Genomic DNA, 24,364 nt, shown 5'->3' on the forward strand with positions numbered 1-24,364 from the left:
TAGCTCTCTTCTTGTATTATCGTTAAAAAAGTTCTGAGTGTGAACCAATTCTTAATAATAAAATAGTTATTTCTGATTTTTCTATTTTATAGATAAGGAGGATGTTCGGCTTTATATGACACTCGAAACAATCTTTAAATTCTCCAGTCAAGCGATGATTAGCATTTTTAGGTGATAATTCTTCTCCCTTAATTAAGCTGTCTAAAACTTTCTCCAATTCAACAAGGACAGCTTTATTGTGTTTATAAAGTTTTAGATCTTTCTTGAATCGACTGGAATATTTTAAAATAAACATAAATCAATCTTCTAGTGCATCATTGATAAGATCTAAACCTTTATTAAAAGATTTATTACTATTTTTTGCACTCGCAATCGATTCACGCAAAACTTCAGCGTTTCGTAAAGTAAATCCGTTCTCCCCTCTTAATTCGCAAGGAAAAGTTTTCGCGTTTATTACTTGGTGGAAAAAAATCTTAATAGCTGAACTCATATCCATACCTAGGCTATCTAAAATCTTTTTGGCCTCATTTTTAGTCTTAGAATCAATGCGAACTTGAATCTGTTCGTTATTTTTAATAATCATATAATTATATTGTATTGCATTTTTAATTAATTGTCAATACGTTATTTTCTTACTTTTGGTGTTACCCAGAATCCCATATACCTACCAAACAGCCAATGCATCTGAGCATGTAGGGCTGGCAATGCACTAAAAAATATCATCACGAAAGGTATTAAAATCCATTCTAAAGCCATTAAAATATACTTAAAGCGTCCATAATTGACTGGTTTGGGCGGAAGCAATAACATACTTACCCAAATACTAATAATCAAACTCGACATAGTTATAGTTAAAATCACACTAGTAATTTTGGGTAAATTATACGACACCAACGATTGAGCAAATTCATTTCCTCCTAAATACAACGGCAACCATCCTAAAGCAAATATTAAAATTGAGGAAATCGCCCAAGAAACATGTCCTTCAACCAACTCAAACCCCATTTCAAACTTTTTCCTAAAAGAAATCTTTTTATCTTTCAAAGAAGCGAAAATAAAGAAAGGAACCTCCCCCACACCATAAGCCCATCTCTTTTGCTGTTTATAAACATTCTTTAATGTTTTTAAAAATGTTTCGGCGCAATTGGCATCCATAGAAATAGGATAATACATTGGTTGAACCTTATAATCTCCATCGTATTCAAAAAAACATTGCCAAAATATTCTTGAATCATCAGACACAACATTTTTTTGTTTAAAGCCAACATCATTTAAAGCCTTGAAGGGCATCGAATGAGAAGAAAAAGTAATTAACTTTTCTGGTCTCTCTTGATTCATGGTGTGCCAAAAAGTTGAGGAAAAAGAAAATACCCTAGATAGCGGAGGAGATTGCCAAACATTATTTAAATATAGTGGAATTGGCTGATAGCTAGTTCTTAGTGGTTTATCAACCGTTAAATAATAATAAGTTAAACAACTAAAATATTTAGGGTAAACACAAGCATCAATATCAAAAGAAGAAACAATAATATTTTCGTAAGGAATGCTCAATGGATCAATAATCAACTCTTTAGCTTTTTGCGTTGCCCAAGCATCGTTTGCTCCATGACCCGCCAATTCTCCAGCTAAACCCATGGGGTGACAAGTGATTAACAATTTATAAAAAATATCACCATATTTTTCTCTTATCTTTGAAGCAATCTCTCTAGCATTATCTTTATCCGCCTCTTCGCAAGCTAAAACGATTATAATTCTTTCTTTTGGATAGTCTGTATTTAAAAGACATTTAAAAGTAGATTCAACGATTTCAAACGACTCTTGATACATTGGTAAAACTACTAAATGATAAATATTTTTCCATGATGAAATATTGATTCCATTCTTAGGAATTCCCAATAATTCGAGCTTTTTGATCCAATCTTCTTCTTCATTCTTTTTCATTTGAGAATATCCAGCCTTTAAATAGAAAGCAAAATAGATAGTTCTTAAAAGCCAGTAAATGTCAAAAAGAATGATAAAAAAAGCTACCAATACGGGAAGCTTGTAAGAAAGTAAAACCGACAAAAATAATAATGAAAGGCTTAAAAGTCCGGTGAACATTTCCAAGAAACGATACAAACTTCTCTCCTTCTTATCTTTCAAGTCTGCCGCTCTTCCTATTTTTAGATAGTATTTTTCTTCCATTGTGACCCTACAGGGAATCGAACCCTGATTACCAGATTGAAAATCTGGTGTCCTAACCGTTAGACGATAGGGCCAAAGATAGATTATATATATCAAAAAGAAGACAAAAAGACAAGCTTCTGGATTTAAAATTTGATAACCTCTCCAGGGTTAATAATTCCTGTTTCTTTAGATTCTTTTTTCTCTTCAATTTTCTCTTTTTTCGCTTCTTTTATCACCTCTCGCAATCCTTGAATATCAATCTTCTTTCTTGGCTTATTCATGTCAACTGGTTCTGATTTGACTGTTCTCTCTACCCTTTTTTCTTTCTTAGTTGGAATAAATTCCTTAGCGGTTTCCTCAAGACTTATAAATGGTAACTTTTCGAAATTACTCTTTGGTTTTTCTTCATGAGTATTGCTAGTACCATTTTTTCCCAAACAAGATTTACAATATACTGGACGTTTTCCATCTGGCTTAAAGGGAACCTTAACTTTCTTTCCACATTTCCCGCACTCAGCATCAAACAATTCCGAAGTAGAGGTTCTATTAGTTATTTTAACTTCCATTTTTGGCATGTTCTCTACACCAGCATATTTAGAAATTTTCTCCTCAACTATTTTTCTATCTGTTCCATATTTATTTCTTGAAAATTCTATAATCTCTTTTTCAAAATCATAATCAGAAACGGCCGGAGCAAGAGTTTCCGCAGAAAAAGGCCTAGAAGTTAATCCATCTATCATTAATTTAACATAGATGTTTTGCTTAGGAAGATTTACTAAATCGTGAGTATAAAATTCGGGAGAAAATTCTTTTTCTAAAAATTCTCCATCTTCAGCTCCAACCCTAAATGTAATCATCGTTCCTACGTTTCCAAAAACAGCATCTCTAACCTTTTCTTCCATTTGATTAATATATTGGTGAGCCAAAACTAAAGATAATCTATACTTTCTGGCTTCTGACAAAATACTAGCAAAAGAATCTGTTGAAAAGTTTTGGAATTCATCAATGTATAAAATGAAATCGTTTCTATCTTTCTCTGGAATATCTACTCTCGACATTGCAGCCAATTGAAGTTTGGTTACTAAAAGAGCTCCCAATAATCTCGAAGAATCCTCCCCTACTCTTCCCTTAGAAAGATTCATAATTAGGATTTTTTTCTCATCCATTATCTTTCTGATATCTATTGTTGATTTTTCTTGTCCAATAATATTTCTAATTAAAGGAGAAGAAATAAATTGTCCGATTTTATTTTGAATAGCAGCCGTCGCTTCTATTTCGTATCTCTGACTATATCGCGCAAATTCCTTAACCCAGAAAGCTTTAACCACTGAATCTTTAACATTTTCCAATATTTCATTTCTCCACTCTGGATCAGCCAATAATCTATTAATACCCAATAAAGTTGAACCAGGAGTTTCAAGTAAGGCTAGAATAGCGTTGTTTAAAATGTATTCCATTCTCGAAGACCAAACATCAGGCCAAATTTTCTTAAAAACACCCATCATACCTCCAGCAATTAGGTGTCTGTATTCGACATCAACATCTTCCATGATATTAAAGGCTACTGGATTTTCAACATCAGCTGGATTAAAATAAACTACATCTTTTATTCTGTCTTCAGGAACAAACTTAAGAATTTCTTCAGCTGCTTCTCCATGAGGATCAACAAATCCAACACCGTTACCATTTTTAATATCTTGAATGACCATATTTTTCAAAAGCTCGGTCTTACCCATACCGGTTTTTCCAACAACATATATATGACGCCTTCGATCGTCTGTTTTAATCCCGAATCTTTTTCTTTCTCCTCTAAAGGTCGTTTGACCAAAAAATATAATTTCTTGTTTATCCATAATATTATTCTATTGGTAATGTCGAAGGAGGTGCTCCTTTCTTCATTTCTACTCTCTTTAATGCCGTAGTCGGCACAGCAATACCTGGGAAATGCCAAAGAGTGGCCAATTCTTCGCTATTCAAAAAATATGTTGCTCCCTCTACGCTAAAAGGATCAAAAGCTGGATCTCTTGTTCTATAATTCTCAATTAAGTCTCTTTTTCTTAAGTACAGCCTTCTAGCAGTAAAAATGTCTGGTGACTGAATTTTAGTCGTCGTCATTCCCCACGGTTTCATATTGTTTAAATTCTGAGTTCCAAATTGAGCAAAAAAACTCACTCCAAATCCTTTTGCTCCACTAAAGAAAACTTTTCTTTCAGCAACGTAAACATATTTAATAAAACAAAGAAAACAATTCTTTGATTTCTTTCTTTCAATCGCCGTAACAATATCTCTTTCTCCAGCAGTTAATTTCATTTCTGGCGGTAAAACAGTTTCTTCTTTTTTTTCTTCTGTAGGTATTTCTCCGTGTATTAAAAGGTAGAAAAAATCAGCCAATAATGTTCTCTTTGCTGGTTTTTCTGACCTCTTAACTAATTTGTCGACTTCTTTTCTTGCCCTATCAAAAAGAGTTGTTTCTTTTGGACCTCTTGGTTGAGCAAATATTTGTATCCAAATTTGTTCCCCCTTTGACATTCTCGATATCACTTCAAATAAAGAAGCTAATGGATCAATTCTTTTTTCTTCTTTATTAACATCTGGTTTTTCTTCGAAAAATTGCTCATATGTTTTAATCGGATAAACATCTGATTTTATCAATTCAAAATCTGTTCCCCACATATCCCAGTCTTGATTAGGAATATCTGCAGGAACCTGTTTGGTATAATCTGGAACCTCTACAATTTCCACCTCTGGATATTGAGCATATATAGACGACTCAATTAATTTCCTATTGCTTGAAGGAAGCCTAATATACATATGTGGAACGCCGTCAATTCCTGCTATTTCAAAAGAAAATCCTAATATTCTTTTCCCTTCGAAATGTTCAGCTCTCCAATCTTTAGGAGGATCATAAGAACCCCAAATAGAAGTAAAAACGTTTTCCATGGCCCTTAGTGGCCTAATAATATCTTGAGGTATTCTAATCTCTAAAACTACAGGCTTTCTTGTTTTATCGCCAAACCACCTATCGCTTATATATAAACTATAGGTAAATTTTAATTTATTAAACAAATAAAATGGAACAACCGTCCACCAAAATTGAAATATTAAAGCCTTTAGTGCCAAAAGATAAGGAAAAATGATTTTCCAGAAAGTGGAAAATGCTTCAATTGTAAACGATATTTCTGCTGGCATTAATTAATTTTAACCTTATGCTTCGCGAATCTTGTATTTTCCTTCTTCGTCTCTAGTAAAGAATTTTTTATTTTGTAAATTAAGAAGAATTGTTGATTCTTTTACCATCCTTTGCTGTAAAACAGATTGAACTATTGCTTCTTTAGGTAGGGCTTGTTCTGAACTATTTAAAACTTGATAAATAACATCTTTGACTTGTCCAGGATTATATCCCCAATCTTTCAAAGCGTAATATCCCCTCCCAACCAAAACAAAATCTTGATTTCTAATCAATTCGTTATGCACTGTTTGAGGATGTAATTTTTTAGCTCTATTAGATCTACCAACTAATGATTCGTTTAATCCAAAAATCATATCTGCAATCTCTTTAAAATGTAATGGTTTTTCGCTCTGCTTTAAAATTAATTTAATCTTGTCTTTTACTGTTCTTGGATTTACTTCTGGCCATGATTTTAATCCAATCTTATTTCCGTCTATTGTTTTTAAAATATTTTTTGATATTTCTAAATATGAACAAAAAGCTTCTTCGCTGACTTTTCCTCCCTTTTCTTTATAATCCAAATAAGCTGCTTTTATTGTTTTAGGATCACCAGCTTCTCTTAATTGATTAACAAAATCAGATGCAATTTTTTTGGCTGAAAAAATCAAATCTTTATTAGTTGTCCAAAAAGAATAAAAATTATCATCTTCCTTTTCTTTAATAAGACTATCAGCCAAAGAAAGTAAAAACAAAATACAGTTCTTGCTCTCATTTGAGCCAATCTCTTCTAATAACTTTTCTTCTTTTTTAACTCCCCCACAAGCATCTATCTTTTTTTCAAAAATAAGTTTAATTTTTTTGAATTCGTCTTTAACTTCGGAATTATTTAAAATCTTTTTGGCTCTTTTTATTCCATCAACTTCAATCTGTCTTACTCTTTCTCTAGTGATATTATAACTTTTACCAATGGCTTCTAAGGTTTCTGGTTTTCCAGATTTACCTAACGAAAATCTACGAGAAATAACAGTTCTTGTTCTATCTGGAAGGTTTTTCAGTATATTTTGTGCTATTTTTTTATAGTCAAATTCCATAGTATTTAACTTATAACATTTAATATTAAAACTGTCAATAACCTACTTACCTGCCTTCTTTTGTTTTAAATTGTTCCAAAAAACTAAGACTGGGCTTGCCAAAAATGTTGAAGAAAAAGTACCTGCTATGACTCCCACTCCCATCAATATCGTAAAATATTTTAAGCTCTCTTCGTTGCCCAAAAAGTAATATAAAACACACAAAGCAATCATTATAGCTAACGATGTATTCATACATCTAGCAAATGTCTCATTTAAGCTTTTGTTAACAATATCCTCATAAGAAGATTTTCTGTCTTTTGTAAGATTTTCTCTAATTCTATCAAAAACAACCACAGTATTATTAATACAACTTCCAACAATAGTTAATAGGGCTGTAATAACAGGAATGGTTAGTTGAGCTTCATAAAAATGACCCAATAATGCTAAAACTCCTAAAGGAATAATAATATCATGGAAAAGCATAAGAGTAGAAGACAAGCCATATTGAAATGAAGTGATTGGTTTTGAAACATTTTTAAAAGCAATTGCGATATAGAATAACATTGCAATTAAAGCGACTGTAGCAGCTATTATCGTTTTATTTTTTAATTCCTTTCCGATAAGAGGACTGATCGTTTCACTACTAATTGACTTATCGTCTATCTCCCCTGTTTCCTTAATCTTAGAAATGATATTATTGTAAACATTTTGAGAAACATCCTTTTGACTAATCTTTAAAGCAATTCCAGTGTTTCCCATCGGCTGAATTTGAACATTTTTAGTTTCCTCAATTCCACTTAAAGCGTTTTGAATTACTGACATTTCTGGTCTAGAATTTTTATAATCTAACTGAAGCAAACTTCCTCCTTCAAAGTCTATACCCACCTTTAAACCAAAAGCAAATAATGCATAAATACTTAGAATAATAGCAACTATTGCAACCGTAAAATATAATTTTGAATATTTTAAAAAATTCATATTTTTATTTCCATAACAATTTAATCTTTCCTACTTTTCCCAAAGCAACGAACTCTAAGAATATTCTTGAAACAACCATTGAAGAAAATAGATTCAATAAAAGGCCCAAAATTAATGCAAAAGCAAAAGCTTTAATAAAGCTTGTTCCTAAGAAATAAAGAATTATCATAACAATTAAAGCTGTAAAATGCCCATCTCTAATTGACGGCCAAGCACGATTACATCCTTCAACGATACTACTCATAACATCTTTTCCTGCTTTTAATTCTTCTTTCATTCTTGAAAAAATCAAAATATTAGCATCAACCGCCATACCGATAGACAAAATTAAACCACCAATACCAGCCAAAGTTAATGTCACTGGAATTAATTTAATTAAAGCTAAAATTATTAAACAATAAACAATTAGAGCAACCGAAGCGATTAATCCTGGTAAACGGTAAAATAATATTAAGAAAATAATAATACCAATTATACTATAAATTCCTGCTTGAACTGATTTATTTAAAGAAATCTCTCCCAATGTTGGTCCAATCTTTTTCTGAACAATAGGACTTCCTAGCGGAACTGGCAAAGCTCCCTGATTCAATCTCTGAACTAACGTTTTAGCTGCCTTTATATCTGTCTGTCCAGTAATGATTGCCTCTCCTCCGCTAATCTTGTTTTCTACCCTCGGAGCATATAGATCTGAGCTATCTATCTTTCCATCTCCATTAGTGTCAACAATTGATGCTCCATCCAATGTTATAGCCAATGTTTTACCAACATTTCTCTCTGTAATAGCTTCAAATAATTTCGCACCTGCATCATCAAACTTTAATTGAATAATAGGAGCATAAGTTGTTTGATCAAAATTTAAAGTAGCTTTCTTTAAATATTTTCCTGTTAATTCTGTTTTTTGATAAGGATTTTCAAAAGCTACTTGCCAATCAGCAACTTTCTGTATTTCTTCAAGAGTGGTCAATCCTTTTATTTCTGCTATCTTAGCATTAATTTTGTCTATATCTGCCTGAGGTCTTTGTTCCCAAAATTCTAGCAAAGGAGTTTCTCCAATCCAAGCGATAGCATCGTCAACTGATTCTACTCCTGGTAAATCAACTGCAATCCTGTCTGTTCCATAAACCTGAACAATGGGTTCAGTCACTCCAAAAATATTAACCCTTCTTTCAATCACATCTCTTAAGCCTTCCATAACAGCAGATTTATCCTGATCTCCAATCTGACTTAAATCAGCTTGATATTCTAAATGAACTCCTCCCTTTAAATCTAAGCCTAATTTAAATTCGGTTTGAGGAAAGTGCCATATCTTCAAATTATATTTTGAATTAATATTATCAACTAATTGATTGTATCCATTTGGGTAACAAAAAATCCCAGCAACTAAGGCTAAGGCTAATATCGAAATTAAAGAAATTACTATGTTTTTATTGTTCATAATTGTTAAAAGTATAGTTATAATATAAGCTTAAAAATGTTTTTCGTCAACCGTGTTTGCGAAAATGTCTTTTTTCGTTTACAATTTAAACAATAGACCAAATAATGTCAAATATGATTATCCTTGCTATTGAAACAAGCTGTGATGACACAGCAATAAGCATCATTAAAACCACTGCCTCTGCTCTAAAGAAAAAACAGCCTGTTTTCAATGATTTTGAGATACTTTCTGATTATGTCTCCTCTCAAACAAAAATTCACGCTCCTTACGGAGGAGTATTTCCTGCTGTTGCCAAAAGAGAACATCAAAAAAGTCTTACTCCCCTTTTAATCAAATCTTTAAAAAAATCGGGACTATTAAAAAAGACTAAAAAACCAATTAATGCTAAAAAATTATTAAAGGTACAAAAAATTCTCGAAAGAAATCAAGACATCTTTAATGATATTAAAGAATTTTTAAAAGAATACGAAATTCCTGAAATAAATAAAATTACTGTTACTAATGGCCCTGGGCTTGAACCATGTCTCTATACTGGAATTAATTTTGCAAGAGCTTTATCTTTTTATTGGGACGCCCCTCTTATCTCAGTCAACCACCTCGAAGGACATATTATTGCTAATTGGCTTGCTCCAATTGAAAAAATTGGATTCCCGGCAACTGCCTTGGTCGTTTCAGGAGGAAACACACAAATTATTAATGTTGAGGATATAGGAAAATATAAACTTGTGGGAGAGACTAGAGATGATGCTGCTGGAGAATGTTTTGATAAAACCGCCAGAATATTAGGATTAGGATATCCTGGGGGACCAAGTATCGCTAAAGAAGCAAAAAAATTCAAAGAAAAGAAATTCAATATTTATCTACCCCGTCCGATGATACATGATAAAAATTTTGACTTTAGTTTTTCTGGTTTAAAAACTGCTGTTCTTTATGATTTTAAAAAAAAAACGAACGAAGAAAAAAAATCAAAAGATTATATTGCGGAAATATGCTATCAAATAGAAAGATCTATAATTGATGTCTTGGTTTTTAAAACCATGAAAGCTGCTGAAGAATTAAAAACAAAAACCGTTCTTCTTGGTGGAGGCGTTTCCGCCAATAAGGAGCTTGTAAAAGAATTTAAAAAGCAATGTAAAATAAAAAGATTAAATTTTGTCTCTCCCCTGCCTAGATTCTCTGGGGACAATGCTTCAATGATTGCTTTAACTGCGCTGTTTTCTTCTAACGCAAAAAAAACATCTTGGCAAAAAATAAAACCTAATTCTAATTTAAAAATAAATGGATAATAATATTTTAATAAATTTATCGTTCGCTATCCTTCCGGGAATTATCTGGTTACTTTTCTTTCTTAGAAAAGACAATCTTCCCGAACCTAAAAAACAAATTCTAAAAGTTTTCTTCTGTGGAGCAATTGCCGCTATTCCAATTGCCTTAATTGAGTTATGGCTTTTAAATGAATTATCAACACTAAATCTATCATATAAAGCTTATTATATTATCAAAGGATTATTTGTTGTTGGTTTAACTGAAGAAATATTTAAATATGTAGCAGTTAGATATTCAATATTAAATAGCTCTCATGTTGATGAACCAATTGATATTCCACTATATATGATTATCGGAGCCTTAGGATTTGCTACTGCTGAAAATGCATTATTTTTCTGCACTCAAAAATTCTTAATACTCAACGATCCTCTTATTCTTTCTTTTACCAGATTCATCGGTGCAACACTTCTTCATGCTTTGGCTTCGGGAACGATAGGATTATTTTTAGTTTTAGCCTTCCATAATTTAAAATTCCGCCATATTCTTATCGCTCTAGGTTTTGCAATTGCAATTAGTGCCCATGCCTTCTTTAACTTTTTCTTAGAATCATCTATAATGAAAGAAACAATGTCTGAAATGGGATACTCATCTTCACTCTATGCCCTAGCAATTGTATATGTACTTTTCTTAATTCTATCAATCTGTCTAAAAGAAATTAAAAAATTAAAAGGTGTTTGTAAAATATAAAATATGGCAAAGAAAAAAGACGAACAACAAATAGAAGAAAAAAAGAATTGGGATGGACCAAATGGACAATTAGTCGTTGATGTTTATGAAACAGAAAAAGAATTAATTATTCAATCAGCTATTGCTGGAATTAAAACAGAAGAAATAGATATTTCTCTTGAAAATGATATTTTAATTATTAAGGGAGAAAGAGATAATCCAAGTAAAGACAAGGGACAAAGATACTTCCTCAAGGAATGCTACTGGGGACCATTTTCAAAAGAAATAATACTCCCAAGAGAAATAGATACGAGCCGAATAGATGCTAAAGTAAAAGAAGGAATACTAACCGTAAGAATGCAAAAAATAGAAAGAGCAAAAAGCAAAAAAATATCAATTGAAGAATAATAAAAACCACCTAACAAAGGTGGATTTTATATATAAGTGTGCCGAGGGAGGGATTTGAACCCTCACACCTTGCGGCATATGCTCCTAAGGCATACGCGTCTGCCAGTTCCGCCACCTCGGCAAATAAAACACCCACCTTCTGTGTATATCAAAAACAAGGCGGGTGTCAATAAGTTGTCATAAAAACTAAACTCCAATAATCATTTTTACCGCTGAAGGAATAGCTCTTGATAATAGAGCCACAGCAATACCAACTGCAGCAAAAAGTATAAGCTGTCTTGCTTTTGTTACACTATCAGTATTTCCCTGAGAAGTAGTGAATAATACAGCTCCCCAAATAATCATCAAAGAAGATACGGCCATCAAAAGGACAAAAACCCAATCTGTAATCCTGTATACTCCATTCAATAAACAACACATTCCGCAATTACCGTTACTACTATAATTACAAACCTCCGTACATCCTAAGTCTACAGGAAGCCTATTAGTATTCTCAATAGTGCAAGCATCCAAAGTTCCTGCAGCAGACACAGAGCTTATTCCCATAAAAGAAACCGCTACTACCGCGCACATCATTAAGGCTAATATTTTTTTCTTCATAATCGTATTTTTATTTTTTATCCGACCTTTGAATTGTTTACTTTTCTATTGGATTTACAAAACCACTAACCACGCTTGCTATTGCAGCAGCCAATAATATAACAATTAATCCAATTGTTGTCGAGCCTATAATACTTTTAGCCATCTTTGCTCTTTCTGCGCTTCCGCCATCACTCATCCATAAAAATCCCGCTATAACATACATTAATACTGCTAATCCCGCAGAAATGGTTATAATCCAATTTGTAATATTTGATATAGTATCTGTTACTGCATCAGCAGAAGCAAGAAATGGAATAAACATCGCTCCCATCAAAACAATGGAGGCAGCAAGGTGTTGTTTTTTCATATTTATTAATTAATTTTAATTTAAAATTATTTTACCACTAAATCTTTAAAATTGCCAATAAAGATAACACACTATTATTATTTTACCACTAATCCCTTTAAAATATCTATAAGAGACCAAGCTAAAAGTGCCAATATTAATCCTATGGCAGCATAAAGTATAATCTGCTTTGCCTGATTAACCTTACTTGTGTCACCAGCTGCCGTCATATACGTAAGACCTCCATAGACTATAACTAATGGAGCTAAAACCATTGCCATATCTAAAATCCATTTAACTACCATACTAATAAGATCACCAAAAGTTTCTGCACTAATCGGATTTGTTATCCCTCCAGTAGAACTACCAGTTCCTCCTGTATTTGTGCCTGTTCCTCCAGTATTGGAACCAGTTCCTCCTGTATTTGTGCCTGTTCCTCCAGTGTCTGTACCAGTACCTGTGCCACCAACAGGATCACCATTACATTTAATGCCTGCAGATGGATTTATTGTTTTATTGTCTGAACAATAACACCAACCGAATGTTCCTTTCGTTCCACCGACATCAGCACACGTTAAAGAATAATCAGTTGCAAAAACAAATAAAGGAATGATAAAGAAAGAAATAAAAATAATTAAAAGTATTTTTTTCATATTTTTCTTAAGATTAAACCCCAATGAAAGCTACCAGCTTTAAATTCTTTTTCTGAACTTAATCCAACTTCTCTTGCTAATTCTTTAATTTCTTCAATTGAAACTCTCCCCTCTTTTGAACCTATGGGGGCATCCTTTTCCCAATCAACAATCAATATCATTCCATTATTTTTTAATAACCTTTTTCCTTCTTCTAAAACTTTTTCTTTATCTCCTATCTGAAATAAAAGATTAGTCATTAAAATTAAATCAAAATATTCGTCGGGCATCTTTATTCCTTTTTCTATATCTCCAATCACTGGCTTGATATTGAAAATCTTTTCGGAAGATATCTTTCCATTTAAAGCCGAAATAGCAGTATCTAGAATATCTACTGCATAAACCATTCCTGATTTTAATTCTTTGGCTAATGGTATTACCCATCCACCAGATCCGCAACCAAAGTCACAGGCAACCATATCCTCTCTAAGAGAAATATTCTTAATAATTTGTTGTGGATTTAAGAACCCTTCGTTCATATAAGAATATTGTATAAGATAATTTAATAAATGTAAATTATTCAACCTCAACTTCTTCAATCACGCAGGCTGCTGAAGCTACTTTATCTCCTAACTTCATCTTCATTATTTTAACTCCTTGAGTATCTCTTCCTAACTTAGGAATACTTGAAATTTTAGTTCTAATGACTTGTCCCTTTTGAGAAATAACTATTAAATCTTCCTGTCCAGCAATTACTTCAATCTTTGCTAATTGTCCAGTTTTAGTTGTGATATGAGCTATTTTAACACCAGAACCACCACGTCCCTGAGTCTTGTACTCAGAAACTAAAGTTCTTTTTCCAAATCCATTATCTGTTAAAACCAAAACATAATCTTTTTCTTTCAATCTTTCTTTTTTAACAACCTCCATTCCGATAACTTCATCTCCCTTCTTTAATCTTATCCCCCTAATGCCCGAGGCTGGCCTTCCCATTTGCCTAACTTCTTTTTCGGCAAAACGAATAGATTGGCCATTCTTAGTAGCTAAAATTATTTCATCGCCATCAGCAATTTTCTTAACATTACACAACACATCATCTGGCTTTAATTTAATAGCAATTAATCCTCCGCGTCTAACATTTTCAAAATCTTTCAAGGGAGTTTTTTTAATCACTCCATTCTTAGTAACCATGATTAAGTACTTAATCTTTTCTTCTTTGTCTTTTTTATCCAAAGGTAAAACCGAAAGAACCTTATCAGATGTCGAGATCTCAAGGAAATTCATTAAACCTCTACCCCTATTCGCTCTCTGACCCTCTGGAACCTCGTATACCTTCGTTTGAAAGACTTTTCCTGAATCAGTAAAGAAGAATAACGAATCATGGGTTTTAGCCGAGAAAAAGTGGCAAACTGCGTCATCTTCCATGGTTTTCATTCCTAATATTCCTTGTCCTCCCCTATTCTGTTTCTTATACTCAGAAGGATTAATTCTTTTAATATATCCTCCAGCAGTCAAGGTAACAATCGTATCTTCTAGCGGAACTAAATCTTCTTCAGAGATTGTTTCGGGACTATGAGCCATAATTACGGTTTTTCTTTCATCTCCATATAGTTCCATCTCTTTTTCAATCTCTTCTTTCATCACTCTCTTCTGTTCAGCCTTGCTATCCAAAATCTTTGTTAATATTTTTATTTGTTTTAATATTTCTACTAGTTCGTCTTCAATCTTTTGTTTTTCTAGCTTAGCTAATTGATGTAATCTAATTTCAACAACAGCTTCAGCTTGAATTATCGTCAATTTAAACTCTTTGACTAAATTATGTTTAGCATCCTCTTTATCTTTTGATTTTCTTATCGTTTTAATTACAGCATCAACATGATCCAAGGCTTTTGAAATACCTTCTAAGATATGCGCTCTTTCTTTCGCTTTTTTAAGATCAAATTGAGTTCTTTTAACTACTACTTCCTGTTTGTGATTTAAATACAATTCCAATACATCTTTCAAGCTCAAAACTCTTGGTTCTATTCCATTAACCAGGGCTAGCATGTTCAAATGATACATTTTTTGAAGATCGGTGTATTTATATAAAATATTTAGTATCTTCTTTGGAGCAACTCCTTTTTGCAAATCAAGCACAATTCTCATTCCATCTTTATCGGATTCATCTCTAAGGTCTTTCACTCCTTCCATTCTTTTTTCGTGAACCAAATTAGCCATTTGAACAATTAAAACCGATTTATCTACTTGATAAGGAATTTCCGAAACAACTAATTGATGTCCTTTTTCTTTTTCAACAACATCAATTTTTCCACGAGCCAAAAACGAACCTTTTCCTTGAGAATAAGCAGATAAAATATCTTTCTTATTATAAATTATTCCCGCAGTTGGAAAATCAGGCCCCTTAACAAATTGGAACAAATCTTCAGTTTCTGCTTTAGGATTATCGATTAAGTGTATTAAAGCTCCACAAACTTCCCTCAAATTATGAGGAGGAATGTTAGTCGCCATACCAACCGCAATACCAGTTGAACCGTTTAATAGTAAATTAGGCAAAGGACAAGGCAAAACGGCTGGTTCTTTTCTAGTAGTGTCATAGTTATCATTCCAATTAACTGTTTCCCTATCAATATCTTGCAATAATTCTTCTCCTATTTTAGATAACTTACATTCAGTATACCTTTGCGCAGCGGGCGGATCTCCTTCAATTGAACCAAAGTTTCCTTGACCTTTAATTAAGGGGTATCGAAGTGAAAAATCTTGAGCCATTCTCGCTATAGCTCCATAGATAGAACTATCTCCATGGGGATGATATTTTCCCATAACTTCTCCCGTGACAGCAGCTGATTTCCTGAACTTAGCATCAGACCTTGAGCCCATATCATACATGGCGTAAAGAATTCTTCTTTGTACTGGTTTCAATCCATCTCTAACATCAGGCAAGGCTCTTGAAACTATAACCGACATTGCATAGTCGATATAGCTATCCTTCATCTTTTGAGAAATTTCTCTTTCTTCAACGCTTCCCAGTATTATATTGATATCTTTTTCTTCTTTTTTTGCCATTTTACTTTTCCTCTAATATTACTATTTCAGCTTTTTCTTCAATTGATATATTTTTCTTTTGGATGCTTAATTTTTCTTGGGGTTCAATCTCTTTCTCCCCCATCGCTTTCAAAAATGGTTTTAAACCCTTTTCTGTCTTTTTACTATCATAGCACATTGGAATTACAATTGCAGGCTCAATTCTAGCAACAATCTTAGCTGCCTCTGCATAACTGATTGTCTTGTCTCCATCAACTGGAACAATTAAGATATCTACTGTTCCCATTTCCTCAATTTGTTCTTCAGAAAAATCACTTTCTCCAAAATATCCTAAATGAGCAATTCTAATATCTTCCGCTTCAATTATATAAATAATATTTCTTTGTTTTTTATCTACCTGAAGAGACTGAATTCCTTGAACAAAAACTCCTTTTCTTTCATATTCTCCACATGAAGAAATAACGAACTGCTCGTCCGTTTCAAATCCATTCTCGTAAGAATGGGTTTCGAGTATAATATCAGCCTTGGCAGACTTTTTCCCTTCTTTGGGGTCGACAATAGTTAAAACATTGTCTTTGTCTTTAGAAACACTCGCTATTTCGAAACAAGAATCTCCGTACCAAGTTATTTTCATAATTTGTTTAAAATATATTATCTAATTGGAGCGGGTGAGCGGAATTGAACCGCCGTATTATGCTTGGCAAGCATACGTACTACCATTGTACTACACCCGCACTTTGTTATTTTTTAAATCTTCGCTTGATAAATTTATCCAAACTAATATTTTTTCTTTCAGTCCTGAACTCTTTTTAACTCTAATTGAACAAATTCCATTTTCCAGTCTTTTAGTTGGGTGTTTTCCATATATAACTTGCACCTTATCAAACTGCCATAATCCTACCTTATCACTCCAAAATTTCTTACATTTCTCTTCTACAATATCAGGGTATATAAATAAAGACAAATAGATATCTTCTCTTTTAACTCTACAAATTTCCAATAAAAACTTCTTGAATAAAACTATCATTCTATGATTTACGTTCGTCAATCTAACTGGATATTTTAAATTTTGATCACCTTCTCCCCAATAAAGCATTACCCCAGCAATAAATAAAGGTTTTAATTTTATTTTTACAAATTCTTTTTCTGCCTCTTTTCTAAAGCTTTCTCTTCTATTATCCCATCTTTTTCTATTAGACTCAATTATTCTTTTTATTCTTTTTCTAGAAACTCTTATCGCTTTTTCTGTTAATCTTTCTTTAATCTTTTTTGACCATATTAAATCTTTAAACCAAGCATTCAAGGTACCTTTAGAGATATCTAATTCTTTGCTAATTTCCTTATAGCTTTTACCTTTTTTTCTCAACTCTAAGGCTAAATGATGATCGTTTCTCATAATTGAACCTGTGATGATTATGAATATATTATATCATACTGGTTCTAATTTTAAAACTACGGTGCCGAGGTCCGGAATCGAACCGGAATCTAATGTTTTTCAGACATTCGCCGTGACCGACTTGGCTACCTCGGCATATCGGTGGGCGATAGAGGACTCGAACCTCTAACCCCTTCGGTGTAAACGAAGTGCTCTACCAATTGAGCTAATCGCCCGTTATCCATCTATGTGGGCGGGGCGGGACTTGAACCCGCACGGGAATAATCCCCTATGCACCTCAAGCATAGATGTCTGCCAATTTCATCACTCGCCCCTATTCTGTAATTTCTTTCCTTTCCTTAGTTTTTAATTTTGCTTTCCTCCCTTTTGCAGTTCTTAAGTAGTAAAGTTTTGATTTTCTTGTCTTTCCACTTCTTTCAATTTCTATCTTTTCAATTAAAGGAGAATGAATTGGAAAAATCTTCTCTACTCCTACCCCATCAATAACTTTTCTAACGGTAATTGTAGCCGAAATTCCTTTTCCATGCTTTCTGGCTAAAACTTGTCCTTCAAAAGCTTGAATTCTTTCTTTAGTTTTTCCATCTTTAACTTCTTTAATTTTTTGATAGACCTTGATCATATCTCCGGCTTTAATATCAGGTAAATCACCTTTCAAATTAGCCTCAATAATACCCTTTTCTTCTAAGGGTTCTTTTATTTCTTCTACAGCTTCCGTTTCAACCGTTTCAGTCTCAACTTCTGCAATATTTTCTTCTTTTTTTGTTTCTTCTGCCATATATTTACTTTATCTTAATTAGCTTGGTGGGCGTATCCTGACTCGAACAGGAGGCCTTTACGATGTCAACGTAACGCTCTAACCAACTGAGCTATACGCCCCATTAGGTTTAAAGAGCTCTTTTATATATTAGGCGATTTAAGACTTTTCGTCAACAAAAACAAATTAACAGAAAAGTCTTTAATTGTCTATCTCTTCTCCCTCTTTTAGCACATATATCTCAATTACCTCTTTTTTAATTTCTGGTAATTCTACTTCTTTTCCATTCAATTTTTAGAAGAAATTTCTATATTCTTTTTCTTGTTTTTAACACTATCGTCTAAAAATTGAATAATTTCGAATTTTTTAGATGAAATTTCCTTTAATTTACTTGGATTATAGATATAGGCCACTATACTGTCGCAAATATCTTCTTCCATGTTCTTTTTTGCATAGTCATCAATGCATTCTTCTGGTTTAAGTGGATACTGAGTTCCTGGCGCTATTTCTCCTGTCTTTTTATTAATATATTGAGATATTTGACATTCTCCGTTGTTAACATATCTTTTCTCCCACTCTTCTTTATTAAAATCAATCCACTTAAAACCTGCTTCTTTCCATTTTTCTAAAAACTTATCTTGAATAAAATGTCCTATTTCGTGGGTAAGAGTTCCTTCAAAATTAGATATTTCTCCTACTCGATGATCATTATTAATATCAACTCCTCGTGGCATAATCTCAATCGCTTGCCAATTTTTTTTAGCAAAACCATTTAATGGATAGTTTTCATTTCCAGACAAGCTTTGTTTTTGATTATCTTCTAGTAATATCCATTCTATATTATTTAAAGCATCTGGAAATCTATTTAATATTTCCCTGAATGCTTTTTCAGTCTTTTCCATGTGTTCACTAGAAAATTCTTTTTCGTTACTAAAATTATAAAAAACTATGGGTTTATTTTTTGTACTTATAGAAAATTCAATTTGCTCGGCTGGCATTCCTTTTCCACGCCAATAATCACTATAAAACCATTCGCTATTTTCATGAACCATCTTTACGCTTTCTTTAATTTCCTCGTCTGTTCTTATCTTTCCATCCTCAAAAAACATTCCATCTACTTCCCCTCCTTTAATTTGACGTATTTCTTTGTTATATAAAGCATCTTTATTGTTTGTAATTTCATATTCAAAAGGAAGATTAGGTAAAGATTCTTTTACTTGATCAAATGATTCAAATTGTGACTCAAATCGTTCCATAGTGCGCGTGGATGGACTCGAACCATCGACCTTTCGATTATAAGTCGAATGCTACTAACCAACTGAGCTACACGCGCAGGGATTTTTATTTCCCTATCAATTCTTCAAATTCCTCTCTCTCTATTGTTTCTTTCTCAATTAATCTCTTTGCTATCTTTTCTAACACATTTTTATTTTCTTGTAATATTTTTTCAGCTTCTTTTTCGGCTTCAGTTATGATTCTTTCAACCTCTTTATCTATCTGCAATGCAACTTCATCAGAATAATTCCTACTTTCTGTTTCCCCATCTAAGAACATCTGGCTTTCTCTGTCGCCAAAAACAATTGGTCCTAATTTAGACATTCCATATTTTTTAACAATATTTCTAGCGATAATAGAAGCTTTGTTTAAATCATCCGATGCTCCCGTAGTCATATCACCAAAAATCATCTTTTCAGAACAATACCCTCCTAATAATACGGCAATTTCGGCTTCGAATTCTTTTCTAGTTCTGAGCATTCTTTCTTCTTTAGAAACTTTCAAAGTATATCCGGCAGCCATTCCCCTACCAATGATTGATATCTTTCTAATTGGTTCGGTATCATGAACTTTATTCCCAATCAAAGCATGTCCGGCTTCGTGATAAGCAGTAATTTCTTTTTCTTTATCAGTCATAACATGACTTCTTCTTTCGGGCCCAAGCAAAACTTTTTCAATTGATATTAATAAATCATTTTGCATCACTTGTTTTTGCTCATTCTTAGCGGCTAAAATAGCTGCTTCATTAAAAACATTTTCTAAATCAGCGCCAGAAAATCCTGGAGTTCTTTCAGCTACTTCTCGCAATTTAACATTATCAGCCAAAGGTTTGCCTCTTGAGTGAATAGATAAAATATCTTCTCTTTCTTTAATATCGGGTAAGCTAATAACAACTTTTCGATCAAATCTGCCTGGTCTTAATAAAGCTGGATCTAAAACATCTGGCCTATTTGTAGCCGCAAGAATAATAATTTTATCGTTCTTTTCAAATCCATCCATCTCGGTTAACAACTGATTCAATGTCTGTTCTCTTTCTTCATGTCCCCCAGTTATAGCTGGACCTCTTGTTTTGCCGATACTATCTAATTCATCTATAAAAACTAGACAAGGCTGCTGTTTTTTGGCAGCTGCGAATAAACTTCTTACCCTGCCTGAACCGACTCCAACGAACATTTCAACAAAAGAAGAACCCGCCACAGAAAAGAAAGGAACATTACTCTCCCCTGCAACCGCTCTTGCCAATAATGTTTTTCCGCATCCTGCCGGACCAACCAATAAAACTCCCTTCGGAATTCTTGCTCCCATTTTTAGATATTTTTGAGAATTTTTTAAAAAGTCTACTATTTCTTCTAACTCTTGTTTCTCTTCTTTTAGTCCCGCAACATCCTTAAATGTTATTTTATCCTTAGGATGTCCTTCGGCTCCAAATAAAGTTGCCTTAGCTTTCGTAAAGTCAAAACTTTGTGCAGCTCCAGTTTTGGCGTTCTTAAAAACCATAAAGAAAAAAATAGCGAATAAAGCCAACGGAAATACTACCATTATTAAAAATGTGCCAACCCAATCCCATGAAGTATTGGGCTCATTAAAAACAAAGGAAACATTCTTTATTTTATCTTGAGAAGCACCGTAATTAATCAAAGCTTGACCTAAAGTATCCCCTGTTTCTTTCTTGCTTATGGCTTTGGTTCCATCTAAATACTCTATAGAAATATCGTTATTTAATATTTTAATTTCCTTTACTTTTCCATTATTAACATCAGAAACTAATTGAGTAATTGAAATATTATTAACTGTTTCCTTGGGATTATTAAAAAAACTAAAAGCAATTCCGAGTATTAAAAAAACCAGAACAACTAAAAAGAGATTTTTAAGGAGACCTTTGATAGGACTCTTCTTCATATTTTTTATTTTATTCTTAAAGACATCCAATGTCTTTGAGGCTGGAAGCTTAATATCTGGAATTCGTATTCCTTATTTAATTCAAGCTTTTCTTTCATTTTTATTTCAGAACCAAATTCAGAAATATGTATTAATCCTTGTATCTTAGTATCAGATTCTTTTGAATTATTATCAATAAGTTGGATAAAGGCTCCAAAAGGATTAAATCTAACAACCAAACCCTTAACAACATCGTTTGTCTTGTAATTTAAATTCTGCCAAGGATCTTTCTTTAAATTCTTTATAGATAAAGAAACTCTGCCTTGTGAAATATCAATAACCTGAGCTTTAACGTCTTGCCCTACTTCAACTACTTGAGCTGGGTCTTCAATTAATTGCCAATCTAATTCAGAAATATGAACTAGCCCTTCTAGGTCTGAATCTTCTGGGCCTGCATCAGGAAGGGTAAATTTAATAAAAGCTCCAAAATTAACAATTCCTGAAACCTTTCCTTCGACGATATCACCTACCTTTAACGATTTAATCGCTTTCTGTAGTGTTTCACTTTCTTTTGATTCTTCGGTTAATATGATTTGTCCGGCTTTTTCATCAAAATCCAAAATCTTAACTTTAATATCTTGACCAATAAAAGATTGCAGTTTTCTTAAAATCTTTGATTTATCACCTTCTGGAACTCTGGGATAGTTATCGGGAGATAATTGAGAGGTCGGCAAGAAAGCAGGAATACCAGCAACTTCGGTGATAAGGCCTCCTTTATTTACCTTACTAATCCTAACTGCAAATTCTTGATTTAAATCTTTCTTTCCTTTAATTGTTTGCCAAGCTAATTCTTTCTCAGCTTCTCTTAAAGATAATTCAACAAAGCCTTCTTCATTTTCAGGCTCAACAACTTTAACTGAGATAGTATCTCCTATTTTAATGTTTTTTAAAACGTTTTTTGCGTTTTGGTATTCTGCACCGTAGATAATGCCTGTTTTTCTCGGACCAATATCTAAATACATAGCTAAATTCTCGATAGCGAGAATTTTACCGTCTATAATTTCTCCATTTCTGGGAATTTGGACGTTATCGGTTAGTTTTTGTAATGTTTCGTTTTGCATATATCTCCTTATATCATAAAGGTTTAATATTATCAAGTCAAAGAAAAAGCGCCTCGGAATACGAGTAGCGCGAATAGAAAAAGAAAAAAATTAGAAACAACGAGTAGTGAATTTAGACACCATTGCAACTATTTCTGTGTTGGTACTAATCGACATTCTTTTCTTTGATTTTTCGAGGGAATCAACTATAACATGATCTGACTCAGGATCAAGCTCGATAATTACCACTGGCAATACTACAGATTCTTCCTTTCCCCTCTTTTTCTTTGGCTTTATTTGAAGAAAGATTTTTCCTCCTTCTTGTAAAAGGTCTTCTAACTGTCCCATGACATTTAAAATCATCGCTTTTGTTTTTGCCATTTAGGACCTCCGTCCACATGGATTTTACATTATAATCCCTATCCAAGTCAAATATTGACTAAAATGGCATGTGGACAAAACCATTGACTAAAACAGCCCTATGAGTTAAAATATGTTCATTCCTGCTGAGCAGGATTTTATATATGCTTAATAAGCAAAACTTCACAATTATACTTTTTGCGGTTATCATTTTCTCTTTCTCGGCACTGATATTAACTATTGACGCCAAATCGGATAATACTAACTTGGCTCAAGGTTCCATATCAGAAAAGAGTTATTCTTTGGAAAACAATACTTTAGCGGTATTTTCCAACAAAGAAGACAGAGACGAGGATGCTGACCAATCAAAGCATAAGAAGATAAAAGTTATCATTACTGCCTATTCTTCTACGACATGGCAAACCGATGATACCCCCTTCATTACCGCTAATGGTTCAACAGTAAGGGATGGTATAGTGGCAAATAACATGCTACCATTCGGAACAGAATTAAGAATACCTGAACTTTATGGAAATAAAGTATTCACAGTAGAAGATAGAATGCATTCTAGAAAAAGCGACTACCAATTAGATATATGGTTCCCTACTCTTGAACAGGCTCAAGAATTCGGAGTTAAGGAAACATACATTGAAGTATTGGAGATATAAAAACACACTGGTTAGACCAGTGTGTTTTTTATGTGCCTCGGGTGGGACTTGAACCCACAAGGGTGTTTACCCGCAGCATTTTAAGTGCTGTATGTTTGCCAATTTCATCACCGAGGCATGTTTATTTCTTGCGACCACGATAGTTTGGTTTTAAGCTATGACAGTTGGGACAAAGTATTTGTAAATTACTTAAACTGTTATTATGAGAATCACCATCTATATGATGTAGTTCTAATGGCAATCGACCATCAAAACTTTTTTGCGACCAACCACATTCCTCACATTGTGGTTTTTTCAATCCTTCTTTAATTAACCTATTCTTAAGTTTATAACTCTGGAAATTATTATCTTTAATTAAAATTTTGTCTAGAGGTATCTTTGGTGTAAATAAAAATTGTAATCCCCTATTCCATCCCTTTCCTTTAAAATGAGAGATGTCAAAATCATATTCTTTGATATATTTCTTTAATTGCGCATAATTTCCTCCAGCTGCTTTCAAGTTTAATTTATTTAAAACTTGCCTATAACTATATGAGCTTTTAATAGCTTCTTTTAATTGAATTTTTGTCCAGGTTTTTCTATCCATTAAAACAATCATACCATTAGGCATACTCACAAGTCAATTACTCTCTTGCCTTTACTTATTTTGAAAGATCTGAGGCGTGGGCGGGAATTGCACCCGCGTATAAGAGTTTTGCAGACTCTCGCCTTACTGCTTGGCCACCACGCCCTAGCCATATAAAGAGAATACCAAGATTATTCGTTTTTTTCAATATCCTCCTTTCTTATCTTCGCTAATAGCTCTTCTATTCTTCCCGCTTCCTTTGTTTTTGTTTCTTTCAAAAATTCTATCTTGGGAACCGGTCTCATTTTCAATTTCTTATTTAATATCTGTTGCAATTCATAGATATGCCTATTTAATAAAGACAAAACATTATCAAAATTTTCTTCAGGGATAACAGAGATATAAACCTTACATTGGAAAAGACTACCTGAACATTCAACCCTTGTAATAGTTAAAAGCGTCCCCGGAAAAATATCTATTTCTTTTAAAATAATATCTCCCAACTCTTGCTGTATCAAGCTATTAACTTTTTCTATTCTAAACAT

The 24,364-nt window shown here is 33.0% G+C and carries 26 protein-coding genes and 8 tRNA genes; 4 read left to right on the top strand and 30 right to left on the bottom strand.

Annotated features, from left to right (window positions below; genetic code table 11):
- Positions 1–22: 22 nt before the first annotated feature.
- From PLD14_00545 to secD, 9 genes are all read right to left on the bottom strand, one after another.
- Positions 23–295: a type II toxin-antitoxin system YafQ family toxin gene (locus PLD14_00545; protein HPR79701.1), complete on the bottom strand. Its 273-nt coding sequence runs from the start codon at positions 293–295 to the stop codon at positions 23–25.
- A 3-nt stretch (positions 296–298) separates the two neighbouring features.
- The gene (locus tag PLD14_00550; protein HPR79702.1) at positions 299–583 is read right to left on the bottom strand and encodes a type II toxin-antitoxin system RelB/DinJ family antitoxin; all 285 of its coding nucleotides are present in this window, start codon (positions 581–583) and stop codon (positions 299–301) included.
- 41 nt (positions 584–624) lie between these two features.
- The gene (locus tag PLD14_00555; protein HPR79703.1) at positions 625–2,184 is read right to left on the bottom strand and encodes a glycosyltransferase family 2 protein; all 1,560 of its coding nucleotides are present in this window, start codon (positions 2,182–2,184) and stop codon (positions 625–627) included.
- A gap of 2 nt (positions 2,185–2,186) precedes the next feature.
- Positions 2,187–2,258 (bottom strand) — tRNA-Glu (locus tag PLD14_00560).
- Positions 2,259–2,309: 51 nt separating this feature from the next.
- Complete coding sequence (locus tag PLD14_00565; protein HPR79704.1) at positions 2,310–4,019, bottom strand: type IV secretion system DNA-binding domain-containing protein; 1,710 nt, start codon at positions 4,017–4,019, stop codon at positions 2,310–2,312.
- 4 nt (positions 4,020–4,023) lie between these two features.
- Positions 4,024–5,355, bottom strand: a complete 1,332-nt coding sequence (locus tag PLD14_00570; protein ID HPR79705.1) for a hypothetical protein — start codon at positions 5,353–5,355, stop codon at positions 4,024–4,026.
- Positions 5,356–5,370: 15 nt separating this feature from the next.
- The gene (locus PLD14_00575; GenBank protein HPR79706.1) at positions 5,371–6,426 is read right to left on the bottom strand and encodes a sigma factor-like helix-turn-helix DNA-binding protein; all 1,056 of its coding nucleotides are present in this window, start codon (positions 6,424–6,426) and stop codon (positions 5,371–5,373) included.
- 42 nt (positions 6,427–6,468) lie between these two features.
- Positions 6,469–7,386 carry a protein translocase subunit SecF gene (gene secF / locus PLD14_00580; GenBank protein ID HPR79707.1) on the bottom strand — a complete coding sequence of 306 codons (918 nt, stop codon included), beginning with the start codon at positions 7,384–7,386 and terminating at the stop codon, positions 6,469–6,471.
- 4 nt (positions 7,387–7,390) lie between these two features.
- Positions 7,391–8,821, bottom strand: a complete 1,431-nt coding sequence (gene secD / locus PLD14_00585) for a protein translocase subunit SecD (protein ID HPR79708.1) — start codon at positions 8,819–8,821, stop codon at positions 7,391–7,393.
- Between the two features lie 113 nt (positions 8,822–8,934).
- On the opposite strand from secD, the gene tsaD reads away from it, so the two are divergent.
- Genes tsaD through PLD14_00600 form a run of 3 tightly spaced genes read left to right on the top strand, consistent with a single transcriptional unit; the run spans position 8,935 to position 11,221 of the window.
- Positions 8,935–10,107 carry a tRNA (adenosine(37)-N6)-threonylcarbamoyltransferase complex transferase subunit TsaD gene (tsaD, locus tag PLD14_00590; GenBank protein ID HPR79709.1) on the top strand — a complete coding sequence of 391 codons (1,173 nt, stop codon included), beginning with the start codon at positions 8,935–8,937 and terminating at the stop codon, positions 10,105–10,107.
- Positions 10,100–10,834 carry a PrsW family glutamic-type intramembrane protease gene (locus tag PLD14_00595; GenBank protein HPR79710.1) on the top strand — a complete coding sequence of 245 codons (735 nt, stop codon included), beginning with the start codon at positions 10,100–10,102 and terminating at the stop codon, positions 10,832–10,834. The genes tsaD and PLD14_00595 overlap by 8 nt, the downstream gene beginning before the upstream one ends.
- 3 nt (positions 10,835–10,837) lie before the next feature.
- Positions 10,838–11,221, top strand: a complete 384-nt coding sequence (locus PLD14_00600; protein HPR79711.1) for an Hsp20/alpha crystallin family protein — start codon at positions 10,838–10,840, stop codon at positions 11,219–11,221.
- Positions 11,222–11,260: 39 nt separating this feature from the next.
- Here the strand turns inward: PLD14_00600 and PLD14_00605 are convergent.
- The 17 genes from PLD14_00605 to PLD14_00685 all read right to left on the bottom strand — a co-directional run bounded on the left by PLD14_00605 (position 11,261) and on the right by PLD14_00685 (position 22,607).
- A tRNA-Leu gene (locus PLD14_00605) sits at positions 11,261–11,342 on the bottom strand.
- A gap of 65 nt (positions 11,343–11,407) precedes the next feature.
- On the bottom strand, positions 11,408–11,821 hold the full coding sequence (locus PLD14_00610; protein ID HPR79712.1) for a hypothetical protein: 414 nt from the start codon (positions 11,819–11,821) through the stop codon (positions 11,408–11,410).
- Positions 11,822–11,858: 37 nt separating this feature from the next.
- Positions 11,859–12,170 carry a pilin gene (locus PLD14_00615; GenBank protein ID HPR79713.1) on the bottom strand — a complete coding sequence of 104 codons (312 nt, stop codon included), beginning with the start codon at positions 12,168–12,170 and terminating at the stop codon, positions 11,859–11,861.
- A gap of 77 nt (positions 12,171–12,247) precedes the next feature.
- The gene (locus PLD14_00620) at positions 12,248–12,802 is read right to left on the bottom strand and encodes a pilin (GenBank protein ID HPR79714.1); all 555 of its coding nucleotides are present in this window, start codon (positions 12,800–12,802) and stop codon (positions 12,248–12,250) included.
- Positions 12,799–13,320 carry a class I SAM-dependent methyltransferase gene (locus tag PLD14_00625; GenBank protein HPR79715.1) on the bottom strand — a complete coding sequence of 174 codons (522 nt, stop codon included), beginning with the start codon at positions 13,318–13,320 and terminating at the stop codon, positions 12,799–12,801. Before PLD14_00625 ends, PLD14_00620 begins: the two co-directional genes overlap by 4 nt.
- Positions 13,321–13,357: 37 nt before the next feature.
- Complete coding sequence (gene gyrA, locus PLD14_00630; protein HPR79716.1) at positions 13,358–15,844, bottom strand: DNA gyrase subunit A; 2,487 nt, start codon at positions 15,842–15,844, stop codon at positions 13,358–13,360.
- A 1-nt stretch (position 15,845) separates the two neighbouring features.
- Positions 15,846–16,457: an MBL fold metallo-hydrolase gene (locus PLD14_00635; GenBank protein HPR79717.1), complete on the bottom strand. Its 612-nt coding sequence runs from the start codon at positions 16,455–16,457 to the stop codon at positions 15,846–15,848.
- Between the two features lie 26 nt (positions 16,458–16,483).
- Positions 16,484–16,557, bottom strand: a tRNA-Gly gene (locus tag PLD14_00640).
- The gene (locus PLD14_00645; GenBank protein ID HPR79718.1) at positions 16,548–17,219 is read right to left on the bottom strand and encodes a hypothetical protein; all 672 of its coding nucleotides are present in this window, start codon (positions 17,217–17,219) and stop codon (positions 16,548–16,550) included. The genes PLD14_00640 and PLD14_00645 overlap by 10 nt, the downstream gene beginning before the upstream one ends.
- Before the next feature lie 62 nt (positions 17,220–17,281).
- Positions 17,282–17,354, bottom strand: a tRNA-Phe gene (locus PLD14_00650).
- A 178-nt stretch (positions 17,355–17,532) separates the two neighbouring features.
- Positions 17,533–17,916: a 50S ribosomal protein L19 gene (rplS, locus tag PLD14_00655; protein ID HPR79719.1), complete on the bottom strand. Its 384-nt coding sequence runs from the start codon at positions 17,914–17,916 to the stop codon at positions 17,533–17,535.
- Positions 17,917–18,018: 102 nt separating this feature from the next.
- Positions 18,019–18,095 (bottom strand) — tRNA-Val (locus PLD14_00660).
- A gap of 165 nt (positions 18,096–18,260) precedes the next feature.
- Positions 18,261–19,229: a hypothetical protein gene (locus PLD14_00665; GenBank protein ID HPR79720.1), complete on the bottom strand. Its 969-nt coding sequence runs from the start codon at positions 19,227–19,229 to the stop codon at positions 18,261–18,263.
- Between the two features lie 2 nt (positions 19,230–19,231).
- A tRNA-Ile gene (locus PLD14_00670) sits at positions 19,232–19,306 on the bottom strand.
- Positions 19,307–19,314: 8 nt separating this feature from the next.
- Entirely contained in the window at positions 19,315–21,147 is a 1,833-nt protein-coding gene (gene ftsH, locus PLD14_00675; GenBank protein ID HPR79721.1) for an ATP-dependent zinc metalloprotease FtsH, read from the bottom strand.
- A 5-nt stretch (positions 21,148–21,152) separates the two neighbouring features.
- Complete coding sequence (locus PLD14_00680; protein HPR79722.1) at positions 21,153–22,247, bottom strand: S1 RNA-binding domain-containing protein; 1,095 nt, start codon at positions 22,245–22,247, stop codon at positions 21,153–21,155.
- A 90-nt stretch (positions 22,248–22,337) separates the two neighbouring features.
- Positions 22,338–22,607 (bottom strand): hypothetical protein, encoded by a 270-nt coding sequence (locus tag PLD14_00685; GenBank protein ID HPR79723.1) that lies wholly within the window; start codon positions 22,605–22,607, stop codon positions 22,338–22,340.
- A 143-nt stretch (positions 22,608–22,750) separates the two neighbouring features.
- Between PLD14_00685 and PLD14_00690 the strand changes: the two genes are divergently transcribed.
- Positions 22,751–23,254 (top strand): hypothetical protein, encoded by a 504-nt coding sequence (locus PLD14_00690; protein ID HPR79724.1) that lies wholly within the window; start codon positions 22,751–22,753, stop codon positions 23,252–23,254.
- Between the two features lie 33 nt (positions 23,255–23,287).
- Here PLD14_00690 and PLD14_00695 read toward each other — a convergent pair.
- The 4 genes from PLD14_00695 to rbfA form a co-directional block, all read right to left on the bottom strand.
- Positions 23,288–23,371 (bottom strand) — tRNA-Leu (locus PLD14_00695).
- A 4-nt stretch (positions 23,372–23,375) separates the two neighbouring features.
- On the bottom strand, positions 23,376–23,864 hold the full coding sequence (locus tag PLD14_00700) for an HNH endonuclease signature motif containing protein (GenBank protein HPR79725.1): 489 nt from the start codon (positions 23,862–23,864) through the stop codon (positions 23,376–23,378).
- 48 nt (positions 23,865–23,912) lie between these two features.
- Positions 23,913–23,984: transfer RNA gene (locus PLD14_00705), tRNA-Cys, on the bottom strand.
- Between the two features lie 26 nt (positions 23,985–24,010).
- Positions 24,011–24,364 carry a 30S ribosome-binding factor RbfA gene (gene rbfA, locus PLD14_00710; GenBank protein HPR79726.1) on the bottom strand — a complete coding sequence of 118 codons (354 nt, stop codon included), beginning with the start codon at positions 24,362–24,364 and terminating at the stop codon, positions 24,011–24,013.

The sequence above is a fragment of the Candidatus Pacearchaeota archaeon genome, from assembly GCA_035404185.1.
Lineage (GTDB): Bacteria > Patescibacteriota > Minisyncoccia > Minisyncoccales > Minisyncoccaceae > UBA2211.